The 22,316-nt window shown below is 49.3% G+C and carries 13 protein-coding genes, 2 tRNA genes and 2 rRNA genes; 7 read left to right on the plus strand and 10 right to left on the minus strand.

What is annotated here, in order from left to right; all coding sequences use genetic code 11:
* The 4 genes from BN4609_RS12525 to BN4609_RS12540 all read right to left on the minus strand — a co-directional run.
* Positions 1-531: ribosomal RNA gene (locus BN4609_RS12525) — 23S ribosomal RNA — on the minus strand; the annotation flags it as partial.
* Positions 532-701: 170 nt separating this feature from the next.
* Positions 702-778: transfer RNA gene (locus BN4609_RS12530), tRNA-Ala, on the minus strand.
* A 100-nt stretch (positions 779-878) separates the two neighbouring features.
* A tRNA-Ile gene (locus BN4609_RS12535) sits at positions 879-952 on the minus strand.
* 139 nt (positions 953-1,091) lie between these two features.
* Positions 1,092-2,627: ribosomal RNA gene (locus tag BN4609_RS12540) — 16S ribosomal RNA — on the minus strand.
* A 771-nt stretch (positions 2,628-3,398) separates the two neighbouring features.
* Here BN4609_RS12540 and BN4609_RS12545 point away from each other — a divergent pair.
* Complete coding sequence (locus BN4609_RS12545) at positions 3,399-4,610, plus strand: L-serine ammonia-lyase (protein WP_068856998.1); 1,212 nt, start codon at positions 3,399-3,401, stop codon at positions 4,608-4,610.
* A 1,163-nt stretch (positions 4,611-5,773) separates the two neighbouring features.
* On the opposite strand, the gene BN4609_RS12550 is transcribed toward BN4609_RS12545, so the two are convergent.
* From BN4609_RS12550 to BN4609_RS12570, 5 genes are all read right to left on the minus strand, one after another.
* Positions 5,774-6,862 (minus strand): metallophosphoesterase, encoded by a 1,089-nt coding sequence (locus BN4609_RS12550; RefSeq protein WP_068856999.1) that lies wholly within the window; start codon positions 6,860-6,862, stop codon positions 5,774-5,776.
* A gap of 947 nt (positions 6,863-7,809) precedes the next feature.
* Entirely contained in the window at positions 7,810-8,493 is a 684-nt protein-coding gene (locus BN4609_RS12555) for a peptidylprolyl isomerase (protein WP_068857273.1), read from the minus strand.
* A gap of 62 nt (positions 8,494-8,555) precedes the next feature.
* Complete coding sequence (locus BN4609_RS12560) at positions 8,556-9,698, minus strand: cytochrome d ubiquinol oxidase subunit II (protein ID WP_068857000.1); 1,143 nt, start codon at positions 9,696-9,698, stop codon at positions 8,556-8,558.
* Positions 9,699-9,801: 103 nt separating this feature from the next.
* Positions 9,802-11,367: a cytochrome ubiquinol oxidase subunit I gene (locus BN4609_RS12565; RefSeq protein WP_068857001.1), complete on the minus strand. Its 1,566-nt coding sequence runs from the start codon at positions 11,365-11,367 to the stop codon at positions 9,802-9,804.
* Positions 11,368-11,415: 48 nt separating this feature from the next.
* The gene (locus BN4609_RS12570; RefSeq protein WP_021994351.1) at positions 11,416-11,625 is read right to left on the minus strand and encodes a DUF4492 domain-containing protein; all 210 of its coding nucleotides are present in this window, start codon (positions 11,623-11,625) and stop codon (positions 11,416-11,418) included.
* Between the two features lie 583 nt (positions 11,626-12,208).
* Here BN4609_RS12570 and BN4609_RS12575 point away from each other — a divergent pair.
* The 6 genes from BN4609_RS12575 (at position 12,209) to BN4609_RS12600 (ending at position 20,710) form a co-directional block, all read left to right on the plus strand.
* Positions 12,209-13,081, plus strand: a complete 873-nt coding sequence (locus tag BN4609_RS12575) for a DUF8429 coiled-coil domain-containing protein (protein WP_021994348.1) — start codon at positions 12,209-12,211, stop codon at positions 13,079-13,081.
* Positions 13,082-14,569, plus strand: a complete 1,488-nt coding sequence (locus tag BN4609_RS12580) for a TolC family protein (protein WP_068857002.1) — start codon at positions 13,082-13,084, stop codon at positions 14,567-14,569.
* A 7-nt stretch (positions 14,570-14,576) separates the two neighbouring features.
* A complete protein-coding gene (locus BN4609_RS12585) occupies positions 14,577-15,566 on the plus strand; it encodes an HlyD family secretion protein (protein ID WP_068857003.1) in 990 nt (329 codons plus the stop codon).
* On the plus strand, positions 15,567-16,745 hold the full coding sequence (locus BN4609_RS12590; protein ID WP_068857004.1) for an ABC transporter permease: 1,179 nt from the start codon (positions 15,567-15,569) through the stop codon (positions 16,743-16,745). It begins immediately after the preceding gene.
* 17 nt (positions 16,746-16,762) lie between these two features.
* Positions 16,763-17,980 (plus strand): ABC transporter permease, encoded by a 1,218-nt coding sequence (locus BN4609_RS12595; protein WP_241033263.1) that lies wholly within the window; start codon positions 16,763-16,765, stop codon positions 17,978-17,980.
* Positions 17,981-19,027: 1,047 nt separating this feature from the next.
* Positions 19,028-20,710 (plus strand): right-handed parallel beta-helix repeat-containing protein, encoded by a 1,683-nt coding sequence (locus BN4609_RS12600; protein ID WP_068857006.1) that lies wholly within the window; start codon positions 19,028-19,030, stop codon positions 20,708-20,710.
* Between the two features lie 89 nt (positions 20,711-20,799).
* Here BN4609_RS12600 and BN4609_RS12605 read toward each other — a convergent pair whose 3' ends face one another.
* Entirely contained in the window at positions 20,800-21,900 is a 1,101-nt protein-coding gene (locus BN4609_RS12605) for an Mrp/NBP35 family ATP-binding protein (RefSeq protein WP_068857007.1), read from the minus strand.
* Positions 21,901-22,316 lie beyond the last annotated feature (416 nt).

A 22,316-nucleotide genomic window follows, 5' to 3' on the forward strand; every position in this document is an offset into this window, starting at 1 on the left:
CCCCTGCTCGGGGTTCTTTTCACCTTTCCCTCACGGTACTGGTACACTATCGGTCTCACGGGAGTATTTAGCCTTGCCGGATGGGCCCGGCGGATTCGCGCAGGATTACTCGTGTCCCGCGTTACTCAGGAGTACGCCTGRCATGCCCTGACTTCGCATACAGGACTSTCACCTTCTGCGGTCCGTCTTTCCAGACGGTTCCGCTCGTCATCACATGCCATCATGRCGTTCCTACAACCCCGCCCCTGCCCGAAGACAGCGGCGGTTTGGGCTCTTCCCCGGTCGCTCGCCACTACTGGGGGAATCATTGATTTATTTTCTCTTCCTCGGGGTACTAAGATGTTTCAGTTCCCCCGGTTAGCCTCGCACCGTATTGATGCGATGTCCGCCGTTCGAGCGGACGGGTTGTCCCATTCGGAAATCCGCGGGTCACAGGCCATTTGCGCCTTACCGCGGCTTATCGCAGCTTATCACGTCCTTCATCGCCTCCGTGAGCCAAGGCATCCGCCCTGCGCCCTTATTTACTTTCTCGTTCACGCCGTCCCTCATGGGACTGCGCGGCTCATACTTTCAGCTGTTCTGCGGCACAACACGCGCTCAAGGCGCGGTATGCACCGGAGTTTTCTTAACTACAGTTTTGCTTGTACAATATGTCAAAGATCTTCGTGACAACAACCATATATATGAATAAGGTGTGTCCCTGGTGGAGAATAACGGATTCGAACCGTTGACCCCCTGCTTGCAAAGCAGGTGCTCTAGCCAGCTGAGCTAATCCCCCTCATGTCTGAGGCAAGGTGATGACCGGAAACCCTCATGAATCACATGACGCTTCTGTGCGCTGTCGCGGGCGTCCCCACCGCCACGTTACARGCGATGTGTAGTCCCAGGCAGACTTGAACTGCCGACCTCCACATTATCAGTGTGGCGCTCTGACCRACTGAGCTATAGGACTGTTCAGCCCTTCAAAGGCAGTTCCGCGCTACATGACCGGATACGGGTCATATCTCAGAAAAAGAACAGCGGAGTACAACGAGCGGGAAACAAACGTGCTCCATGACTTGAACCGGACACTTCATGACGGTCCGCTCCAGAAAGGAGGTGTTCCAGCCGCACCTTCCGGTACGGCTACCTTGTTACGACTTAGCCCCAATCACCGGTTTCACCCTAGGCCGACCCTCGCGGTCACGGACTTCAGGCGCCCCCGGCTTTCATGGCTTGACGGGCGGTGTGTACAAGGCCCGGGAACGTATTCACCGCGCCATGGCTGATGCGCGATTACTAGCGAATCCAGCTTCGTGGGGTCGGGTTGCAGACCCCAGTCCGAACTGAGAGGCACTTTCTTGATTCGGGCGCACTTGCGTACACCCAGCTCTCTGTATGCCCCATTGTAACACGTGTGTAGCCCCGGACGTAAGGGCCGTGCTGATTTGACGTCATCCCCACCTTCCTCACTCCTTGCGGAGGCAGTGTCCGCAGAGTGCCCGGCTTGACCCGATGGCAACTACGGAGAGGGGTTGCGCTCGTTATGGCACTTAAGCCGACACCTCACGGCACGAGCTGACGACAACCATGCAGCACCTTCACAGGAGTCCCGAAGGAAAGGGATGTCTCCACCCCATGCACCTGCAATTCAAGCCCGGGTAAGGTTCCTCGCGTATCATCGAATTAAACCACATGTTCCTCCGCTTGTGCGGGCCCCCGTCAATTCCTTTGAGTTTCACCGTTGCCGGCGTACTCCCCAGGTGGGATGCTTAACGCTTTCGCTTGGCCGCAAACCATTAAACAGGCTCACAGCGGGCATCCATCGTTTACTGTGCGGACTACCAGGGTATCTAATCCTGTTCGATACCCGCACCTTCGAGCATCAGCGTCAGTAATGCTGCGGCATGCTGCCTTCGCAATCGGAGTTCTTCGTGATATCTATGCATTTCACCGCTACACCACGAATTCCGCATACCTTCCGCACACTCAAGTCTCACAGTTCGCGCTGCACGGCCCCGGTTGAGCCCGGACATTTCACAACACGCTTTTGAGACGGCCTACGCTCCCTTTAAACCCAATAAATCCGGATAACGCCCGGACCTTCCGTATTACCGCGGCTGCTGGCACGGAATTAGCCGGTCCTTATTCGTACGGTACATGCAAAGGGCCACACGTGACCCGCTTTATTCCCGCACAAAAGCAGTTTACAACCCATAGGGCCGTCTTCCTGCACGCTACTTGGYTGGTTCAGGCTCTCGCCCATTGACCAATATTCCTCACTGCTGCCTCCCGTAGGAGTTTGGACCGTGTCTCAGTTCCAATGTGGGGGACCTTCCTCTCAGAACCCCTACCGATCGTCGCCACGGTGGGCCGTTACCCCGCCGTCAAGCTAATCGGACGCATCCCCATCCCTCACCGGCCCGAARGCCTTTCGTCAAATTAATATGCATCTTTCTGACTGCATCCCGCATTAATCCGTCTTTCGACGGGCTGTGCCGGAGTGAAGGGCAGGTTGGATACGCGTTACTCACCCGTGCGCCGGTCGCCATCRGGAAATGCAAGCATCTCCCATGCTGCCCCACGACTTGCATGTGTTAAGCCTGTAGCTAGCGTTCATCCTGAGCCAGGATCAAACTCTACATTGTATAATATCTTACTGCCCAAGCCTCCGTTTAAGAATAAACAGAAGCGGAAGGCATCGTTTGCTCTGTCCAGGACCGCCGTATTCTCGGTTCAAAAAGCACCTGACATCATATTCTTACGAATCTGACGGTTCGTTTACCTCTGGCTCCCCTCATACGAGACAAGGAGAACCGTGCTCATTGTACTACTTCTCTGTCTTTTATGTAATCTTCTTCAAAGAACTCTTTCTTCCCGCTTCAGTACTTCGTTCCTGAAAGCGGATGCAAAGGTATACACTTTTTCAATTTAATCCAAATCTTTCGGGATATTTTTTGAAATATTCATGAATTTTTATTGAATAATTGATTATAATCAAGTTTTAGACCCATTCTTGCACCGAAAAAAAGCTGCCAAGTCCAAATACGATAATTGAAAGCATTTAATAAAATTACGCCAAGATGTCCCCACTTCGTCCGTCCTGCACACTACAGCCGTCATTTTTTATTACACTTTTCCATGATGCAGCACGACACATCCTCGCCCAAAAGCGGAAACAGACATGCACGACATCAGTACGAAATACAGATTAAGCATGATGAGCAATCCCTGATAAAAAGCCTCGGCTTAATTTGCGCATATCGCCATAACTGTGTATATTTGTAATGGATTATCATGGACGGCTGTCGCGCGTATGGACACATGAACACCCATATAACAACAGAGCCGTACAAAAGCCCGACAAAAGCATTTATGACACATTATTATAATATATATAACACATATTTATATAGTATATGGAATCACTTAAAGAGCTGTACAGAATAGGAAAAGGTCCTTCAAGCAGTCACACTATGGGACCGCAGAAGGCTGCAAAAATATTCAACGAGCACTATTCTGATGCGAAAAAGATAGAAGTAGTATTGTATGGAAGCCTTGCCGCCACAGGACGCGGACACATGACAGACACCGCTATAAAAGAGGTGTTCGGCGGTGATGACAGGCTGAACATCATATGGCAACCGTCGGTGTTTCTGCCCTACCACCCTAACGGCATGAAATTCTCGGCATATGACGAAGGCGGCAATCTTTGCGGAGAATGGACAGTATACAGTGTGGGAGGAGGCGCGCTGTCTGAAGGCGACACTCCGAAATGGCTTCAGGACTCACACGAAGACGTTTACGAAAAAAACTATCTTAGCGAGATAATGAACTGGTGCAACACTCACGGACGCAACTACTGGGAGTATGTCAAGGAAAACGAGAACAGCGACATATGGGATTATCTTATGGAAGTATGGAATATGATGAAAGAATCTGTGGAACGCGGACTCGACCATGAAGGCGCGTTACCCGGTCCGCTTAACATTCCCCGCAAGGCGCCCACATACTATGTCAAGGCAAGAGGCTACAAACAATCGCTCCAGACCCGCGGTCTTGTATATGCGTATGCGCTTGCAGTCAGCGAGGAGAACGCTTCGGGAGGCACCATAGTCACGGCTCCGACGTGCGGCTCGTGCGGAGTTATGCCTGCTGTGCTCTACCACCTGTCCAACAGTCACAACTTCAGCGACACGCGCATTCTGCACGCCCTTGCCACTGCCGGCATATTCGGCAACGTCGTTAAGACAAATGCTTCAATATCAGGTGCGGACGTAGGATGCCAGGGAGAAGTAGGCGTGGCATGCGCAATGGCATCAGCAGCCGCATGCCAATTGTTCGGAGGAAGTCCGTCACAGATAGAATATGCCGCAGAAATGGGCTTGGAACACCATCTGGGGATGACTTGCGACCCTGTGTGCGGACTCGTGCAGATACCATGCATAGAGCGTAACGCCTTCGCAGCGACCCGCGCCCTCGACGCCAACCTGTACGCCGCCTACTCTGACGGAAAACACAGTGTGTCATTCGACCGTGTGGTGGAGGTGATGAAACAGACCGGACACGACATACCGTCGCTATACAAAGAGACAAGCGAAGGGGGACTGGCAAAAGACTATAAACTCTGAAAGAACATTGCATACACACCTGCCGGAACAACATCCGGCAGCGTTTGTATTCAGCAAAGAACAAATGCCATTATGCGAAATACGATGTGTAAAAACAGAGATATGTTAAAATAAGGTGCTATAAAAACTTATTACGATGAAGAAAAACGACGACATCACAATTGTGGCACAATTTTCACAAACTCTGCAATAAGACTGACAATCAGCACGTTGAGCCTTAACGGAATTTTAATGACATATCAATCCAGTCACAGGAAAGCCTTTTTTATGATGCGAAAAAGCCTTTTCAGCATTGCAATAAAGGCTATACCACCGCATGAAACATGCTTTATGGAATGGCAAAAAAGCCCTTTCCGCATTAAAACTATAGCCGAAACGCAATACAAGTTCCTTTTTATAACACCGTGAAAGACATTCAGACACACTCTTAATCCCGTAACGCTGATTATCCGGCACGTAAAATGTGACATGTATTTAACTTAAAAACAGTTAAGCCCAAATAGATCATTGGAACGCTGATTGCACATTTAAGGCTTATTGTCAGCCCTTCATCATTCTTCCGCAATGCTGCCATCAGCTTGCATTAAACTTTTTCCCGGTGTAGCGCGCTACATCTCCGATAAAGCAGAATACAATCCGGCTGACAACAGTACAAAATAAGAATAGAAGTCTAATGACGATTCGGGTTAAACCGTAATCTGTCATCAGGACAGTCATAGCCATCTTTTTCGCATGATTATCTGCATTTTGTCAACCCTCCGTACAGTCTGTGCCATCTTGTCGTCCGGTTTTTCCCGGTGCAATCCGCATTGTCTTCGATAAAAGAAAAAAACTGTTTGACGGACATCAATACGAGATACGTATGAAGCATGATTACAGTCCAGGTTAATCCGTAACCATTCATCCGATATACACAAAAACCACATACACATTCCTTTTCCCGCCCCATACCACACACTGCCGCCGCAATCTTGTTTTCAGTTTTTTACCTGTTCAGTCCGCAGCATTTTCCATAAAATAATAGACATGTATGAATTGCGGCAGCGAAAATTACGGATGCTGCCAGACGGGATTTGTAATAAAGCGTCATGACAGTTAGCGTACACATCCTTACGGCACACCGTCACGGGCAGACACCACATAAAACACGTCGCTCCGGACAACTATCTCAACACCGCAACCACATACTCCGAACTTGTGCCGATGCGGAACTTCCCGCCCCAGATGCCCATACCGCTGCTCACATAAAAGTCTGTTTTGCCCTTACGCATCGCCCCATACGCATTCTCGTAAAGCGCGTCCTCTATCCAGTTTATGGGCCATACCTGTCCGTAATGAGTATGTCCGCTGAGCTGGAAATCCACTCCGGCACGCACGCTTCTGTCAAGATGATAAGGCTGGTGGTCGAGCAATATTGTGTATTTTGTCTTAGGCGACTCAGCCACAAGCCGCGCCACGCTCTTCCGTCCAGCCTGCGAGCGGTCGTCGCGGCCTATGACCGTGAGTTCGCCTCCTATGACAACGCTGCTGTCACACAGCAATGTGACGCCAGCCTCACGGAAAAACTCCTTAGCGCCGGCAATGCCGGCATAATACTCATGATTACCCGGACAGGCATACACAGGTGCCTTTATGCGTCTGAAAACGGCAGCCATGTTTTCTTCGCGCAACGGCTTCATACTGCCGTCGATGATGTCTCCGGCAATGAGCACTACGTCAGGCGACGACGCGTTTATCATCTCCACCCACCTCTCAAGCTCTTTTGCATTGTTATGATAGCCGATGTGCATATCGCTCAGCATCACTATTCTCAACGGAGACGACAACGGCTGTGCGGCGCGCAGTTCCATAGTGCGCATCTGCTTGTCGCGATAATTGATGTTGGCATAAATGAAAAGCACGCATACAAACACCAGAATGCCCGCGCTTCCGGCAACGCTGTGATGAAGAAGTGACTGAGGCACAAGTCTCAAAAGCCGTCCGACATCGAGAAGAATGAATATCATGACAAGATAGAGAAGCACGAAAAGCGATGACGTGCCCACTTCATAGACTACTCTTCCGGCTGCCAGCGGCAACTGGTCCGGACCGATAAGGAAATGGGAAAAAAGGCAAAGTACCGGCAGCGACATCACCGTGACCGCAGCATATTTCCACGCCGGAGGAAGAGGCAATATCTGCCAGACATGCCACACTACGTAAGCGAATCCCAGAAGAGGGAGAATGAAAAATATAAAGAACCATGGTTTCATGGGTGCAAAATTAATGGCAACAGAAGAATTGGCAAACTTTTTTACATCATTTTAACCCAAACATATTATCAGACTTCATCCATATTCATGTTTCTGACGTGCAGATTGGTTTCCAGTTTTGTCTAAGATGCAGCGCGCTATATCATGAAAAAGCGGCAAGCAAGATAGTGTCAGCGGTGCGGAAGAGTGATGAACAGCTGACAATTATGTGGAAAAACATGCATTGGCGGTATAATGACGTATTTTCATTTAACCCGAACCGGAAATCTGAACGATAACAATACATCTGCATTATGCTATCCGCACTTCACCCATATCCATCACTCCAGCCGACATTCTGTTTTCTGCTTTTTATCTGTATATCCCGCTGCGTCAGCGGTAAAAGCAGCATCCAGTCGGCATGACAACGGAACCTGACGCGAATGAGGCTTAATGCGGATTCATGGTTAACCAGAGTATTTATAATGACAAACATTGGATTAAAACATGACCGTAAGATTCCGATTAACCATCAGCGATTGCGCAACTGCCCAGAGTCACGTTTCTTATATATTAATCGCGCAGCTTTTATACAAAAATAGTGAAAGGCGAGAGCAGCAGCAAGACGGGAAAACAACGTTTTACCGGGATTGATGTTGCCGAGCCGAATCCTATATTATACAAATATAGTGAAAGGCAAGAGCTGCGACAAAGACGAAAGACTGTGACTTCCCTGCTTTGGCATAGCCGGGTCGAATCCTATTTTATACATAAATCGCGCTTCATCATCTACAAAACAGGAGCCTTGCCACAACGCAGGCAGCACGACATACGGATGAATATTGATGCGTACCGGAATGAAAAAAGCCTTCCGAAAACAAGTTGTAAACTGTCACCGGAAGGCTTGATATAATAAAAAGGAGGTATGTCTTTACCTGATTTTCAGATATAAAAAATCATTATGGAGGTCATTTCACGACCGTCGCATTCTCTATTCTTATATCTTCCAAGGGCCGCGCGTTCGAGTCGGTCTGCACGCCCTGTATGCTCTCCACCACGTCCATACCCTCAGTCACCTCACCGAATACCGTATATTGTCCGTCCAGATGAGGTGTTCCGCCGAGCGTACGGTATGTCTCACGTATCTCAGGCGTAAGCCTCACCTTGCCGTCGGTCGCGACATCGAGCTTCTGCTGGGTCTTGTCGAGCATGGCGTCATTGTAGCGTATGCCATAGACAATGTAGAACTGGCTCATAGAAGAGCTGCGCTCAGGATTGTCGGCATCGCCCTCACGGGCGGCAGCCACCGCACCACGCTTGTGGTAAATCTGCGGACAGCGGAACTCTGCCGGCACGGTGTATGTCTCAGAAGTCTCCCCTAACAGCTGTCCCGGCTCGGCATGCCGGCTTGCCGTATCGCCCGTCTGAATCATGAAATTGCTTATGACCCGGTGGAACAACAGTCCGTCATACCATCCCTCACGCACATTCTTAAGGAAGTTGTCGCGATGGAGCGGTGTCTCGTTGTATAGGGATATGCGTATGTTTCCCTTGTTGGTCTGAAGCAGAACCTCATGACGCAGAGTGTCCTGCCCTAATGCCGGAATTCCGGCTGACAACATTACTATACATAATAATATCTGTCTCAGCATTCGTATACTCCTGTTTTTACACATGACATATCCGTATTTCATACCAGAATCATAATCAGTTGTCAATACATCTCGTCTGTACCGAGCTCTGCCTTGTCAATCTTCTTTCTGTCCATGGCACGCCATACATATGCGATATATGCCAGGACAAACGGCACGAGAAGCGATACCACTGCCATGACCGACAGCGTGAACTCGCTGCTGGAGCTGTTGGCGATGGTCAGCGAGCTCTGCAGGTCGGCATTGGACGGATAATACGCAGTGCCATTCCAGCCAGCGCACAGCAGCAGAGCCAACACTGTCAGAACCACGCCTATACCGGCGGGCCAGATGCCCTTGATATATGTCTTGTCCAATACGGATTTTGCTATGGCGTAAAGCACAAGCGCCACACCTGCTACAAAGACCGCGAATACATACCACATGGTAAGCATGTTGTCAAGATACTTACCCGGCACAATGCTTATCTCACCTGTCGCGGCATCGTAGGCATAACCGTCTTTCAGCAGGACATGCAGGACAAACGCCACGAAAAGTATCAGGAACGGCACCGCAGCACCCAAAAGCCTCACGCCACAACGGTTGCGGATGTTCTCATCATTCACATTATTCCTTACATACAAAGTGCCGAGCACACGGGCAAGGAAGAACACGGCGAAGCCCAACACAAGATTCCAGACATCGAGCAGAGCATCCAGTCCTCCGCTGCTGTTTGCCCAACGGCTTATGACAGGCTGTAAGCCACCGGCAATGTTGTTCTTGTCGACAATGAAGTTGGAACCGTTGAAGAATGTCGCCACGGCTCCTCCGAGAAGCAACGGACCGAGAATGCCATTAGCTACGAGAAACCATCTGAACGTGCGTGTGCCGAGCAGATTGCCCAGTTTGTTCTGAAACTCATAACTCACTGCCTGAAGCACGAACGAGAAAAGAATGAGCATCCACAGCCAGTAGGCTCCGCCGAAACTGGTGCTGTAGAACAACGGGAACGAAGCGAAGAACGCTCCACCGAACGTTACAAGGGTTGTGAACGTAAGTTCCCACTTGCGGCCGGTGCTGTTCACAACCATGCGCTGTTCCTCTTCAGTACGTCCCAGACTGAATATCATGGAGTTTGCTCCCTGTACAAACATGAGAAAGACAAGCAGCGCACCGAGAAGCGACACAACGAGCCACCAATAATGTTGCAAAAATTCGTATGTCATAATTTTCATTTGTTTAATGTTTAACGTTTTATGTCACCGCTTCCGCAAGTCTCTGAAAACAAGTCTGCTAATCAGATCATGACCTGCGGAATATACAAAGTGCTCAATTGGCGGTGTATTCCGGACCTTTCTTTATCTGTTTGCAGAGTATGTTTACCTCTACAGCGAGCAGCGTGGTGAACAGGGCGAGGAATATGAAGAATGTGACAGCCACCGAACCGGCGCTTATGTCGGACACAGCCGCACACGTAGGCAGCAGATCCTGTATCGCCCAAGGCTGCCGTCCCATTTCCGCCACTATCCATCCCGCCTCACTGGCAATGTATGCAAGCGGCAATGACAGGACTCCGAGCCACAGCAGGTAGCCGTATTTCTGTATGTCACGTTTGTAGAGCAGGAATATTATGACAGCAAAAAGAAGTATGAAATATGCCCCCAGACCCACCATTACACGGAAGGCATAGAAACACAAAGGTATGTACGGCACGAGTTCCGCCTTGTCTTTGATATATCCATAACCGAAATACGGCATGTTTGCCTGCAGCGTGTCGTTAAGTCCGGCAAGCTCACTGCTGTCGGCATTTGCAGCCTTGCGCTCACGATATCGTGCGAGAGTGTTTATCGCGATGCGGCCTTTCTCCATCTTTTCCTCAGCCGACAGCTCTCGTGTTCCGTCCGGACGGACATATCCGTTGAGTATGTCGTTCACCCCGGGGACAAATCCCTGCGGGTCGTGCGTGGCGAGAATGGAAAGTCCGTATGGTATGCCTATGCGGAGAGGCGGCTCGCCTCCTGCGGCATAGTCAGGCTGCCTGAACGGATTTACAGCCGCAAAGGCGGTTAGGCTCACTCCGTTTCCACCGTCGTATAGTGCCTCCATGGCAGCCAGCTTCATCGGCTGCACTTTTGCAACCTTGACCGCCGAGAGGTCGCCGGTAAACGCGGCAAGCAGCGATGCCACCAGACCGAACACCGCACCAATCTTCATGCTTTCCCTGGCAAGTCTCTGGTCGCGCTTCTTTATAAGATACCAACTGCTCACAGCAACGACAAACACCGCTCCGACTATCCATGATGAAATGACCGTATGGAAGAATTTGTCTATGGCAAACGGTGACAACGCCACGTCGGCGAAGCTTGTCATCTCATTCCGTACGGTGTCAGGATTGAACTCACATCCTACAGGATACTGCATCCATGCGTTTGCCACAAGAATCCACCAGGCTGACAGCGTGGCTCCTACTCCGGTAAGCCACGTGGAGGCAAGATGGAAACCGGGCGACACCTTTTTCCATCCGAAGAACATAACGGCGACAAATGTGCTCTCAAGGAAGAAAGCCACTATTCCCTCTATAGCCAGAGGCGCGCCGAAAATGTCACCTACAAACCATGAATAATTACTCCAGTTTGTGCCGAACTCGAACTCAAGGATGATTCCGGTGGCAACACCCATTGCGAAATTTATACCGAAAAGACGCTGCCAGAACTTCGCCACGTCCTTCCAGAAAACATTTTTCGTGCGGTAATAGCACGTTTCCATGATTCCCATCACAACGGCAAGCCCCAGTGTCAGCGGCACGAACAGCCAGTGGTATATGGCTGTCAGCGCAAACTGTGCCCTCGACCAGTCTATTGCAAAAGGATCTACAGACATTAATAGATTGTACATAAGCTTTATTGTTTTAAATTGTTTGTGATTGATTATAATCCGTTACGCTCATCTGCCGGTAAGCTGTCCCGAAACATATTCAGCCTCCCCACCAGGAGTGGAGTGCTCTCCGATAAAGTCAGGAAAGAAAAACAGCTTGAGTATGACAAATATTATGAACAGCTTTATCAGAATGACAAGCCATAAAGTACGTCCGACTCTCATGTTTCTGAAGCCGTCGTAATACAGGTCAAAAACTTTATATAAGAACTTATTCATAAATGTTATTAAAGAAAAAACAATGTTGCATGTCTTTCATAAACACATATTCGTACTTGTGCAAATATACAATATATATGTCATTTATATTTATTTGCACTGTTGTTTTTTTAGAAAATAAAAGCAGAAAACGCCTTTTAAGACAAACAAACTCCATTATAGAAAAACGCGGAATGCATGAAACTGCAACGTCATGAAAACACAAATGCCAGACATACTCATTTCCGTCCGAGTTTTGAACGTAATATGTCACCAGACCGTAAAAGCGATTTTATTCATTTCGAAACCTTTCATTCACCCTTTTCCCCACAGCTGCGGCAATACTGTTTTCCGCTTTTGCCAGATTCAATCGGATACGACTTCGACTGAAAAGGAAATGGTCCGTTCTGAAACAAGCACAAAATCAGGATGAGATTTAAGGGCAGACAAGGGCTTGAATCACGCATACGCTCTCCTGTTTTTCGGCAAATCGCATCTTTTTAGATATATTAAGAAATGCAAGATGAATTTTGTTGCGCATTTAAGATAAAAGGCATAAATTTGCAAAACATTTCTCAACAGCAAAACAAAAGAACATACTTACATGAACAAGAAGACCTGGATAATAATAACAATAGCCGGAACAGTACTTTTGGGAAGCATCGCATATCTCGTAATAACACTTCAGAAGCAGAAGCAGGAAAACAAAGCCATGCTCGAACTTGCCGAACTTGACAAGAAGGAAATGGAAAACGAGTACATGCAGTTTGCCAACCAGTACAGTGAGATGAAGACGCAAATAAGCAACGACTCAATCGTCGCACAACTCACGGCTGAACAGGAAAAGACCCAGAGACTGCTTGAAGAACTCAGGCAAGTGAAAAGCAGCGATGCCAGAGAAATAGCTCGTCTGAAGAAAGAACTTGCCACCGTAAGAGCCGTTTTGCGCAGTTACGTGCTGGAGATAGACTCTTTGAACAGGTTGAACCAGAACCTGATGGAAGAGAACTCAAGGGTGAAAAGCCAGTACACCGAGGCTACCAGACAGATAGAAGGCCTCAGTTCGGAAAAAGCCTCATTGTCTGAGAAGGTGGCGATTGCGGCACAGCTCGACGCTACCGGCATCACCATGACTCTCAACACCAAGCGTGGGAAGTCCACAAAGAAGATAAAGAAATGTAAAACAATACAAGTAAACTTCACCGTAACCAAGAATGTGACTGCTCAAAGCGGTATGAAAACATTCTATGTAAGGATAACATCACCTACCGGCGCATTGCTCGGTAACGCAGGCTCTTTTGCTTACGAGAACCGCAGCCTCAACTGTACAATGAAGAAGACCGTTGAATACGGCGGGCAGGAACTTGCGCTCACTACCTACTGGGACGTGACACAGACACTCGTTGAAGGCACATATCAGGTAAGCATATTTGCCGATGGAAACATGATTGGTTCAAGAAGCTTTACATTCAAATAAATGGTAAGATTATCCAACATATTATTATTCCTATGCATTGCGTCGTCCGCTTCCGCACAACAACTGCTCAGTCTTGACAGCTGCAGAGCCATGGCAATCCGCAACAACAAACAGCTCAGCATATCAAGACTGAAACAGGAAGTTGCAAGAAACACCAGAAAGGCGGTCAGGACGAAGTATCTTCCCAAAATAGACGTACTTGGAGGATATGAATATACAAGCAAGGAGATATCACTTTTGAGCGATGAGCAGAAGTCGGGACTGAACAACATCGGCAATAAGGCGAACGGAATGATTGGCAATGAAGTGACGCCCATCATCTCAAGCCTCACGCAACAGGGCATCATAACACCCGAACAGGCAAGTCATCTCGGCAATTTCATATCACACTTCGGCTCGTCAATGGGAGAAGTTCTGAATCATGCAGGGCATAAGATAGTAGACGCCTTTGAGACAGACACGAGAAACATGTTCATGGCTTCCGTCATGCTGAAACAGCCCATATACATGGGTGGCGGCATAATTGCCGCTAACAGGATGGCAAAAATAAACGAGGAGCTTACCAGAAACGGCGCGGAAGCAACAAGACAAAACACAATATACGACATAGACCTTGCCTATTGGACTGTCGTATCATTAAAACACAAGCAGAAGCTTTCACACAGTTATCTTGACCTTGTACGCAAACTTGACGACGATGTAGCCAAGATGATACGTGAAGGAGTGGCAACAAGGGCAGACGGACTGAGGGTGAACGTGAAGGTGAACGAGGCTGAGATGACAGTCACGCAGGTTGACAACGGACTGTCACTTGCCAAGATGTATCTGTGCCAGCTGTGCGGACTGCCTCTCGACAGTGATATTACCCTTGAAGATGAAAGCAAGGACAACATCATAACGGAGAACATTCAGCAAGACGCTGACGTACAGACCGCAATAAGCAACCGACCGGAACTGAAAATGCTCGAGAACGCTGTAGGCATCAGTGAACAGTCTACAAAGATAACAAGAGCCGCATATCTTCCTCAGGTAGCCCTTACCGCAGGATATACAACCACAAACCCCAACATATACAACGGATTTGAAAACAAGTTCTCCGGTGTATGGAATGTGGGCGTGATTGTAAGAATACCCGTATGGAACTGGTTTGAAAGCGAATACAAAGTCAAGTCGAGCAAGATTGCGACAAGCATTGCCAGACTGGAACTGAATGAGGCTCAGGAGAAGGTAGAGCTTCAGGTAAGCCAGAGCAAATTCAAGATAGACGAGGCAAACCGCCGTCTCACCATGGCAAACAAGAACATAATAAGCGCTGAGGAAAACCTTCGCAGCGCGAACCTCGGCTTTAAAGAAGGCGTGATGCAGACCACGGATGTGATGGAAGCACAGACAGCCTGGCTTCAGGCACAGTCACAAAAGATAGATGCAGAAATAGATGTCAAACTAAGCCAAATCAATCTCAGGAAGGCACTTGGTATATTAGAATAGAATCGTTATGTCAGAAAGAACACAAAGGAGAAATATAATTATTGCGATAGCAATATCCGTTGCTGCAATAACAGTTGCTGTAATAATCGGCACTATAGCCATGGCAAGAGAGCCGGAGATAATACAGGGACAGATAGAAGTGTCTGAATACAGGGTATCTAGCAAAGTGCCCGGACGCGTACTCGAACTGCGCGTGAAAGAAGGAGACTACGTGAAAGCCGGTGACACACTTGCCATCATCGACGCACCTGACGTGAAGGCAAAGATGATGCAGGCTGAATCGGCAGAGAACGCAGCCGCAGCCATGAGCGAGATGGCGAACAACGGTGCCCGCAAGGAACAGGTACGCGCCGCATACGCACTGCTCCAGCAGGCAAAAGCAGGACTTGACATAGCGAAGAAATCATACGAACGAGTGCAGCGTCTGTTCGACGAAGGCGTGATGACTGCGCAGAAACGCGACGAGGCATTTGCCAACTACAAGGCTCTCGAGGCACAGACAAAAGCGGCACAGAGCCAGTATGACATGGCTGTGAACGGTGCACGCCAGGAAGAGAAGAAGGCAGCCGCCGCACAGGTGGACAGAGCCAAAGGTGCCGTAGAGGAAGTGAACTCCTACATAAACGAGACAATGCAGATCGCGCAGATGGAAGGCGAGGTGAGCGACATATATCCCAAGACCGGCGAACTGATAGGCGCCGGCTCACCTATAATGTCAATATCCCAGCTCAACGACATGTGGGGAACATTCAACATACGTGAGGATCAGCTTGAAGGCATGAAGAACGGCAGCGTCTTCAAGGCTTTTCTGCCGGCATTCAACAAGGAAATAAGAATGAAGGTATACTACATCAAGGACCAGGGTTCGTATGCCACATGGAAAGCGACAAAGTCAAACGGAGAATACGATTTGAAAACATTTGAGGTTAAGGCACGCCCACTGGACAAGATAGACGGGCTGCGTCCGGGAATGTCGCTTATAATAAAGAAAAAGTAAGTGCATAGTGACAGACTCATAAACCGTGTTTTCCGCCTTGCGGCAAGAGAGTGTTCCAGACTGAAATCCAATCCGGTCTATCTCTTGTGCATGGTTGTGTTCCCGCTGTTAGTGACCATATTCTTCACCTCACTTATGGATGAAGGACAGCCGAAGGAACTGCCTGTCGGCATCGTAGACCTCGACAACACAGCCACAACGCGCAAACTCACAAGGACCCTCGACGCTTTTTCTGGAACGAGGGTACAGGGACACTACAAAGACTTCAACGCGGCGCGGCGCGCGATGCAGCAGAACGAGATATACGGTTTCATGCTCTTTCCGCAAGGAACCACCGACAAACTGCTGTCGGCACGCCGCCCCGAAATATCATTCTACTACAGCAACACGTCACTGACAGCTGGTTCGCTTGTGTTCCGCGACCTCAAAACCATCTCAATGCTCGGCTCCGCGTCAGTCGGTTCAGCCACAATGTCGGCAAAAGGATACACAGGAGAACAGATAAGCACGTTCCTGCAGCCAGTCACACTCGACTTCCATGCAGTGAACAACCCTTGGGTGAACTACAACATTTACCTCAGCACGACACTCATTCCCGGCTGTCTGTTCCTGTTCATTTTCCTCATAACAGCCTACTCCGTCGGCAGTGAGCTGAAACAAGGCACCGCCCGCAAATGGCTTGCCACAGCCGGAGGAAACATCATGACAGCCATTCTGGGGAAACTGCTGCCACAGTTTGTCATCCACCTTATTATAATATACGCCTACATGCTGTATGTATTCGGTGTGCTCGGTTTCCCTCATCCCGGCGGCATTCTGCCGATGGCAGTACTCGGACTGCTGTCAGTACTCTCGGCACAGGGACTGGGACTGTTCCTCTTCGGCATATTCCCGTCCATGAGAATGTCCATGAGCGTATGCTCACTTCTTGCCGTGCTCGGCTTCTCGCTTGCCGGCACAGCCTTCCCGACGTTCGCAATGGATCCGCAGCTCGAGCTGCTCTCTGCGATATTCCCGCTGCGCCACTTCTTCATGATTTATCAGATAAGCATATTCAACGGCATGCCCATGGCAGACGTATGGCAGAACATAGTCGCTCTGATAATATTCGCGGCACTGCCGGTTTTCGTACTTCCTCGCCTCAATAAGGCAATATCGGAATACGTATACATCCCATAAAAATGACGAAAGGTAACATGAACAAGATAACAGCCATCATAAACGACATATGCACAATATGGATAGACGAGACCAAGAAAATAGTCAGAGACGAGGGTCTGCTCATATTCACCGTATTGCTGCCGCTGCTCTATCCGCTGCTCTACTCGTGGATATACAACAACGAAGTAGTGCGCGATGTTCCTGTTGCCGTTGTCGACAACTCTGACAGCAAACTCAGCCGCAAGCTTACAAGCATGCTCGACGCCTCACCCGACGTTGAGACAGCCTACCGCTGCGGAAGCCTTGAAGAGGCGCGGCGGCTTATCGGTCTACAGGAGGTCTACGGAGTGATATATATACCGGAGGATTTTGAGACCCGCGTCAGCCGGATGGAGCAGTCAACAGTGAGCCTGTACTGCAACATGGCACTGATGCTCACCTACAAAGCCATATATCAGACCACCACGACAGTCATCGGTGAGATAAACTCGGACATACAGAAGAGCGTGTCGGGCAACCACACCGACCGCGAGGACGAGATAACGACAAGCCCCATCAACATTGAAGAGGTGGCAATGTTCAACTCAACCGGCGGATACGGAAGCTTCATTCTTCCAGGCGTTCTCGTACTAATCATACAGCAAGTGCTGCTGCTGAGCATCGGAATGCGCAACGGTACGGTCAGAGAGAGAAGACCCTCAAAAATACACCACATGTTCGCTCCCAAACCCACCGCGCTCCTTCCGGTAGTGGCAGGCAAGACTTTGTGCTATCTCTCAATGTTCACCGTGCTCGCCACATACGTACTTCTGGGCATACCCCGCATATTCAACTTCATACATACCGTTCACCCCGGCGACTTCGCCATGTTCCTTCTGCCCTACCTGCTGGCGTGCATCTTCTTTGCGATGACCGTCTCTGTGTTCATGAAAGAGCGCGAGGAGGTGATGCTGCTTGTCGTGTTCACGTCAGTGCCGCTGCTCTTCATATCAGGCATATCATGGCCTGCGACCAACATTCCGGAGTTCTGGAAATACGTGTCCTACATATTCCCGTCCACATTCGGCATACAGGCGTTCATCAAGATGAACAGTATGGGAGCGACGTTCTCCGACATTAAAACCGAATATATCTGTCTGTGGATACAGTCAGCCGTATACCTCATAACGGCATGCATGGTATACAGAAAGATGGCTGCCGAAACAAAAGACAGCCGCAACGTCAAAAAGGCGACACCGGAAAGCGCGGAATGAGACGCGCCGCAGTGCGCTGCAAAAAGAAAAAACGGCTGTGCATAAATATGCATATACACCTCCCGTCACTGCATATTTATGCACCCATATCTTCGAAATACTGCAATATTTTCAAGTGAGAGCCATTCCTCCGGCAAATACGCGAGTATTCAGCACTTCAAGGAACGCACTGATAATCAACAGAATAAGCATTGCACAGCACTTACATTGCCCACGCAAGCATACAAGAAAGGCTTTTCCGGCATGCCATAAAGCCTCTTTCAGACACCGGTAAAGCCTTTTCCGGCACATAATAGGCACCGTTCCGCAAACTCGCAATACATACAGACATGCATAAAAAGCAGTTTCCTGACAGGTTTCAACTTTCAAACGGGCTTTCCGGCTGTACAAATGGCAAATCCGGAATGCTCACCTACCCTGCCCGGAAACATCACGACCGTGTTGCGGAACTCTCTTTTGCGAATCTGTACTGTCAAATCTTTTTACTTTCAACATTGCATAAATATACACTGACCAGATCTGGTATTCATTATCGTCTGTGCCGATTTTTCGCTCAATCATACCGATTCGGATAACGTAATTCATCCGTGTCAAATACAATTGCCCTCCGTTTGGGTTTCCCATTCAGTAGGAGACATGGTTGAATACAATAGAAAAAAGCATGAAACAAGATAAACTCATCAGTGCGCAAGAGGCATGAAGAGCCGATAATCAAGCGGAAAAACGGCTTTGGCGGTACGACCACCGATTGGGAATAGCATGCATCCCAAACATCTTCACTACTGCTGACGGCATCCTGATTACACACATTGGCAGCAGCAGTACGACGCATCAGCGACAAAAACGGTAACAGACCGACAGTACAACAGCACGTCATGCATATGAAGTATAATGACAGGTTCAGCATGACGCATAACGATATGAATCAAAAAAGGAGTATTGTTAATCTGAGTTAAACAGATTGTATATACGGGAAATAATGAATATAAGACATGCGTAATACGATATAATTTTATAATTTTGTGCTCAAACATAAAACAAAGAACCATGAGACACCTCACAATCGTAAAACTTTTTATGCTCTCATTTATGCTGTCCGGACTCCACACATTGCCGGTTACAGCCAAGAATGTCTCCGTACTTGAATTCGGAGCGAAGCCCGATGACGGCAAGGATGACACCCGCGCACTGCGCAAGGCAGCCGAGTACTGCCGCCGCCATCCCGGTACGACTCTTACTGTTCCGCCCGGAACATACCGCCTGCGCGATGCCGCAGCCGAACAACTGGAACAGCAGGTGCTGTCAGGAAAAATGGGCGGTGACCCTGAGAAAGTGATTTTCACGCCGTATTACCCATACGTGCGCGGACTCGACTTCAACGGCTCAGACTCCGTCACCATCGAGGCGACAGGCGCGATACTGATGTGTGAGGGATGGATGGAACCGCTGTCCATCACCGACTGCCGCAACCTTACAGTACGCGGACTGACAATCGACTACAAGCGCAAGCCGTTCTCACAGGGCATTGTGCAGGAAATAAAGGACAACTCGTTCGTCGTTCAATTTGACGAAAGGCGCATCATAACCGATGACATACCGATAACACGCATGACACTGTGGGACAGTTCCATAAGCGGATTCTACGCAGAACCGTTCTACTTCCCCAAACGCAGACTGTTGGGCAACAACCGTGTGGAATTTGAAGGGCACTTGCCGCAACGGCTTCGGGGCGCTTACATTGCAGCCCTGCACTCCTTCCACTTCCGCCCTGCCATATTCATAGGCAACAGCACATCGACAACACTTGATGGAGTGACAATACATTCACAGCCGGGCATGGGAATCGTAGGATTCGACAGCACCGACATAACAATACACCGGCTGTCTGTCAGTCCGGCAGAAGGATTCATGTTCTCCACCAACACAGACGCAACCCACTTCGCAGCGTGCCGCGGACACATCAGCTTCGACGAATGCAGCTTCCGCGGACAAGGCGATGACGCCACAAACGTGCATGGCTACTATCACAACATAGCTTCCGTTGAGGATGGCACGGTCACGCTGCAGTTGCGCTCACCCACATTTACCCACGCGCAGACGGCTGACATACCACAGGTCGGCGACAGCCTTGAGCTTGTACGCATAGCGACACTCGTGCCTGAAAAGACATTAAGGGTGACATACGTAGAACACTCTCCTAAAGCAAAGGACGTGAAGGTGAGGCTGGACGGAGAGTTGCCCGAGAATTTCGGAGAATACTATCTACTGAACGCATCCAAACTTCCGAGACTCAGTTTCTGCCGCAATTCGGTATGGGGACAGATGGCTCGCGGAGTGCTTGTAAAGACACGCGGGGTGGAAATAAAGGGAAACATATTCAGAGGCTGCACCGGAACGGCTGTCCACGTGGGTGCGGAGTCGGGCTGGAAAGAAGGCAGTCATGCAAAGGACGTCACCATTGCAGACAACGTGATGGTGAACTGCGGGCTCGGAGCCGGAACCCAATTCGGCGCGTCGGGCATAGCCGTGGTGATAGACGCACCGCAGACTGACAACACATTCCTGCATGAGAACATACGCATATACGGCAACACAATTATAGGCAACGGCTCCAACGACTGCGGCATAGTCGTACGCAACGCAAGGCATGTGGAGCTGAAGGACAATCATGTGAGAGGTTGCGGAAAGGCAGTCTCAACCAGTTCCACTGACGACATCATTATAAGATGATGAATAAAAAATAACAGTGCCCGCAAAAGCCATACACATCAGGCTTCTACGGGCACCGTTTAAAATATGCCGCATGCGGCATACGCGCCTCAGCTTTTCACCTCTACTATCTTCGTTGGTCCCATTTCCTTGTTCCTGCGGTTGACCACCGTCACCACCGCCTGCGCAAGATTGAGGAACACCTGACCGAGAATGGAGTCGCTGTTGAGTGCTGCCGGCTGTCCCTCGTCTCCGCTTTCGCAAAGTCCCTGCACTATCGGTATCTGCGCGAGCAGCGGCAGATTCATTTCCTTGGCGAGCTTCTTGCAGCCTTCCTTGCCGAAGATGTAGTACTTGTTCTCCGGCAGTTCGGCGGGTGTAAACCACGCCATGTTTTCCACAAGTCCGAGAATCGGCACGTTCACCTTGTCGTTTGTGTACATGTCGATGCCCTTGCGCGCGTCAGCCAGAGCCACGTCCTGCGGCGTGCTGACTATAACCGCACCGGTGATGGCAAGCGTCTGCAGCAGCGTAAGGTGAATGTCGCTCGTTCCCGGCGGCGTGTCGAGGATGAAATAGTCAAGCTCGTCCCAGTCGGCATCGGCTATGAGCTGTTTCAAGGCGTTTGAAGCCATGCCTCCGCGCCATAGAGTCGCAGTGTCGGGATTCACGAAGAAGCCTATGCTGAGAAGCTTCACTCCATATTTCTCCAGCGGCTGGATGAGTGTTCGGCCGTCTTTCTCTATGCTGTAAATGCGCTCACGCTCCACATCGAACATTTTCGGAAGCGACGGACCGAAGATGTCAGTGTCGAGTATTCCTACTTTATAGCCCAGCTTTGCCAGTGCTATTGCAAGGTTGGCAGCCACAGTGCTCTTGCCCACCCCACCTTTGCCTGAACTTACAGCAACAACGTTCCTCACATGCGGCAGCATCTTTCCGGGCTTCGGACGTGCCTTTGAGGTGAACTCAGTGGTTATTGCCACCTCAACGTCTTCTGACACATAGAAGTGGACAGCGTGTTCTGCCGCCTTCACCACCGACTTGAGAAAAGGGTCTGTCTCGCGCGGGAAAATGAGTGAGAACGAAACCTTCATGCCGTCTATTCTCATATTGTCGGCAAGCATCCCGCTTTCCACGATATTCTTCTTCGTGCCGGGATATATCACTGTTTCCAGTGCCTTCCTTATTATTTCAGGATATATTACCATATCTGTATTGCTTTATTGATTGAAATCCGTAATATAATATATGAATAAAATGTATGCAAATATCGTGCCCGAAACTGTAACATGCAAGTCTTCCGCATCCGGGCTGACTCTGCGCAAAGCCACCGCACACTTGCGGCAATGGTGGCTTTGAAAGGATATTTCATGGCAAAGTTACAATAAATATTATAAGTAGCTGTTCAAAATTAACCGATATTATAAAATTACTCATATGTTATATACATCTTTGCCATCATCCTGTGCGTTCTTCTGGGCTTCATTCCAGAGTCTCATCGGTAGTGTAGCCCGCTACAATTCATCATCGTACTTTGAAATGCAGCTGCTGAACAGCACACAATATGACGGCAATTCATTTTGAACATCCGCTTGATATGACAAGAAGGGAAGTGCAAAATGAC

The sequence above is a fragment of the Leyella lascolaii genome, from assembly GCF_900079775.1.
Taxonomy (GTDB): Bacteria; Bacteroidota; Bacteroidia; order Bacteroidales; family Bacteroidaceae; genus Prevotella; species Prevotella lascolaii.

Excerpts from the sequence above, each read along its gene's own strand:
- BN4609_RS12545 (WP_068856998.1), top strand. The coding sequence starts at position 3,399 with ATGGAATCACTTAAAGAGCTGTACAGAATAGGAAAAGGTCCTTCAAGC.
- BN4609_RS12605 (WP_068857007.1), bottom strand. The coding sequence starts at position 21,900 with ATGGTAATATATCCTGAAATAATAAGGAAGGCACTGGAAACAGTGATA.
- BN4609_RS12555 (WP_068857273.1), bottom strand. The coding sequence starts at position 8,493 with ATGCTGAGACAGATATTATTATGTATAGTAATGTTGTCAGCCGGAATT.
- BN4609_RS12565 (WP_068857001.1), bottom strand. The coding sequence starts at position 11,367 with ATGTACAATCTATTAATGTCTGTAGATCCTTTTGCAATAGACTGGTCG.
- BN4609_RS12580 (WP_068857002.1), top strand. The coding sequence starts at position 13,082 with ATGGTAAGATTATCCAACATATTATTATTCCTATGCATTGCGTCGTCC.
- BN4609_RS12560 (WP_068857000.1), bottom strand. The coding sequence starts at position 9,698 with ATGACATACGAATTTTTGCAACATTATTGGTGGCTCGTTGTGTCGCTT.
- BN4609_RS12575 (WP_021994348.1), top strand. The coding sequence starts at position 12,209 with ATGAACAAGAAGACCTGGATAATAATAACAATAGCCGGAACAGTACTT.
- BN4609_RS12585 (WP_068857003.1), top strand. The coding sequence starts at position 14,577 with ATGTCAGAAAGAACACAAAGGAGAAATATAATTATTGCGATAGCAATA.
- BN4609_RS12570 (WP_021994351.1), bottom strand. The coding sequence starts at position 11,625 with ATGAATAAGTTCTTATATAAAGTTTTTGACCTGTATTACGACGGCTTC.
- BN4609_RS12550 (WP_068856999.1), bottom strand. The coding sequence starts at position 6,862 with ATGAAACCATGGTTCTTTATATTTTTCATTCTCCCTCTTCTGGGATTC.
- BN4609_RS12595 (WP_241033263.1), top strand. The coding sequence starts at position 16,763 with ATGAACAAGATAACAGCCATCATAAACGACATATGCACAATATGGATA.
- BN4609_RS12600 (WP_068857006.1), top strand. The coding sequence starts at position 19,028 with ATGAGACACCTCACAATCGTAAAACTTTTTATGCTCTCATTTATGCTG.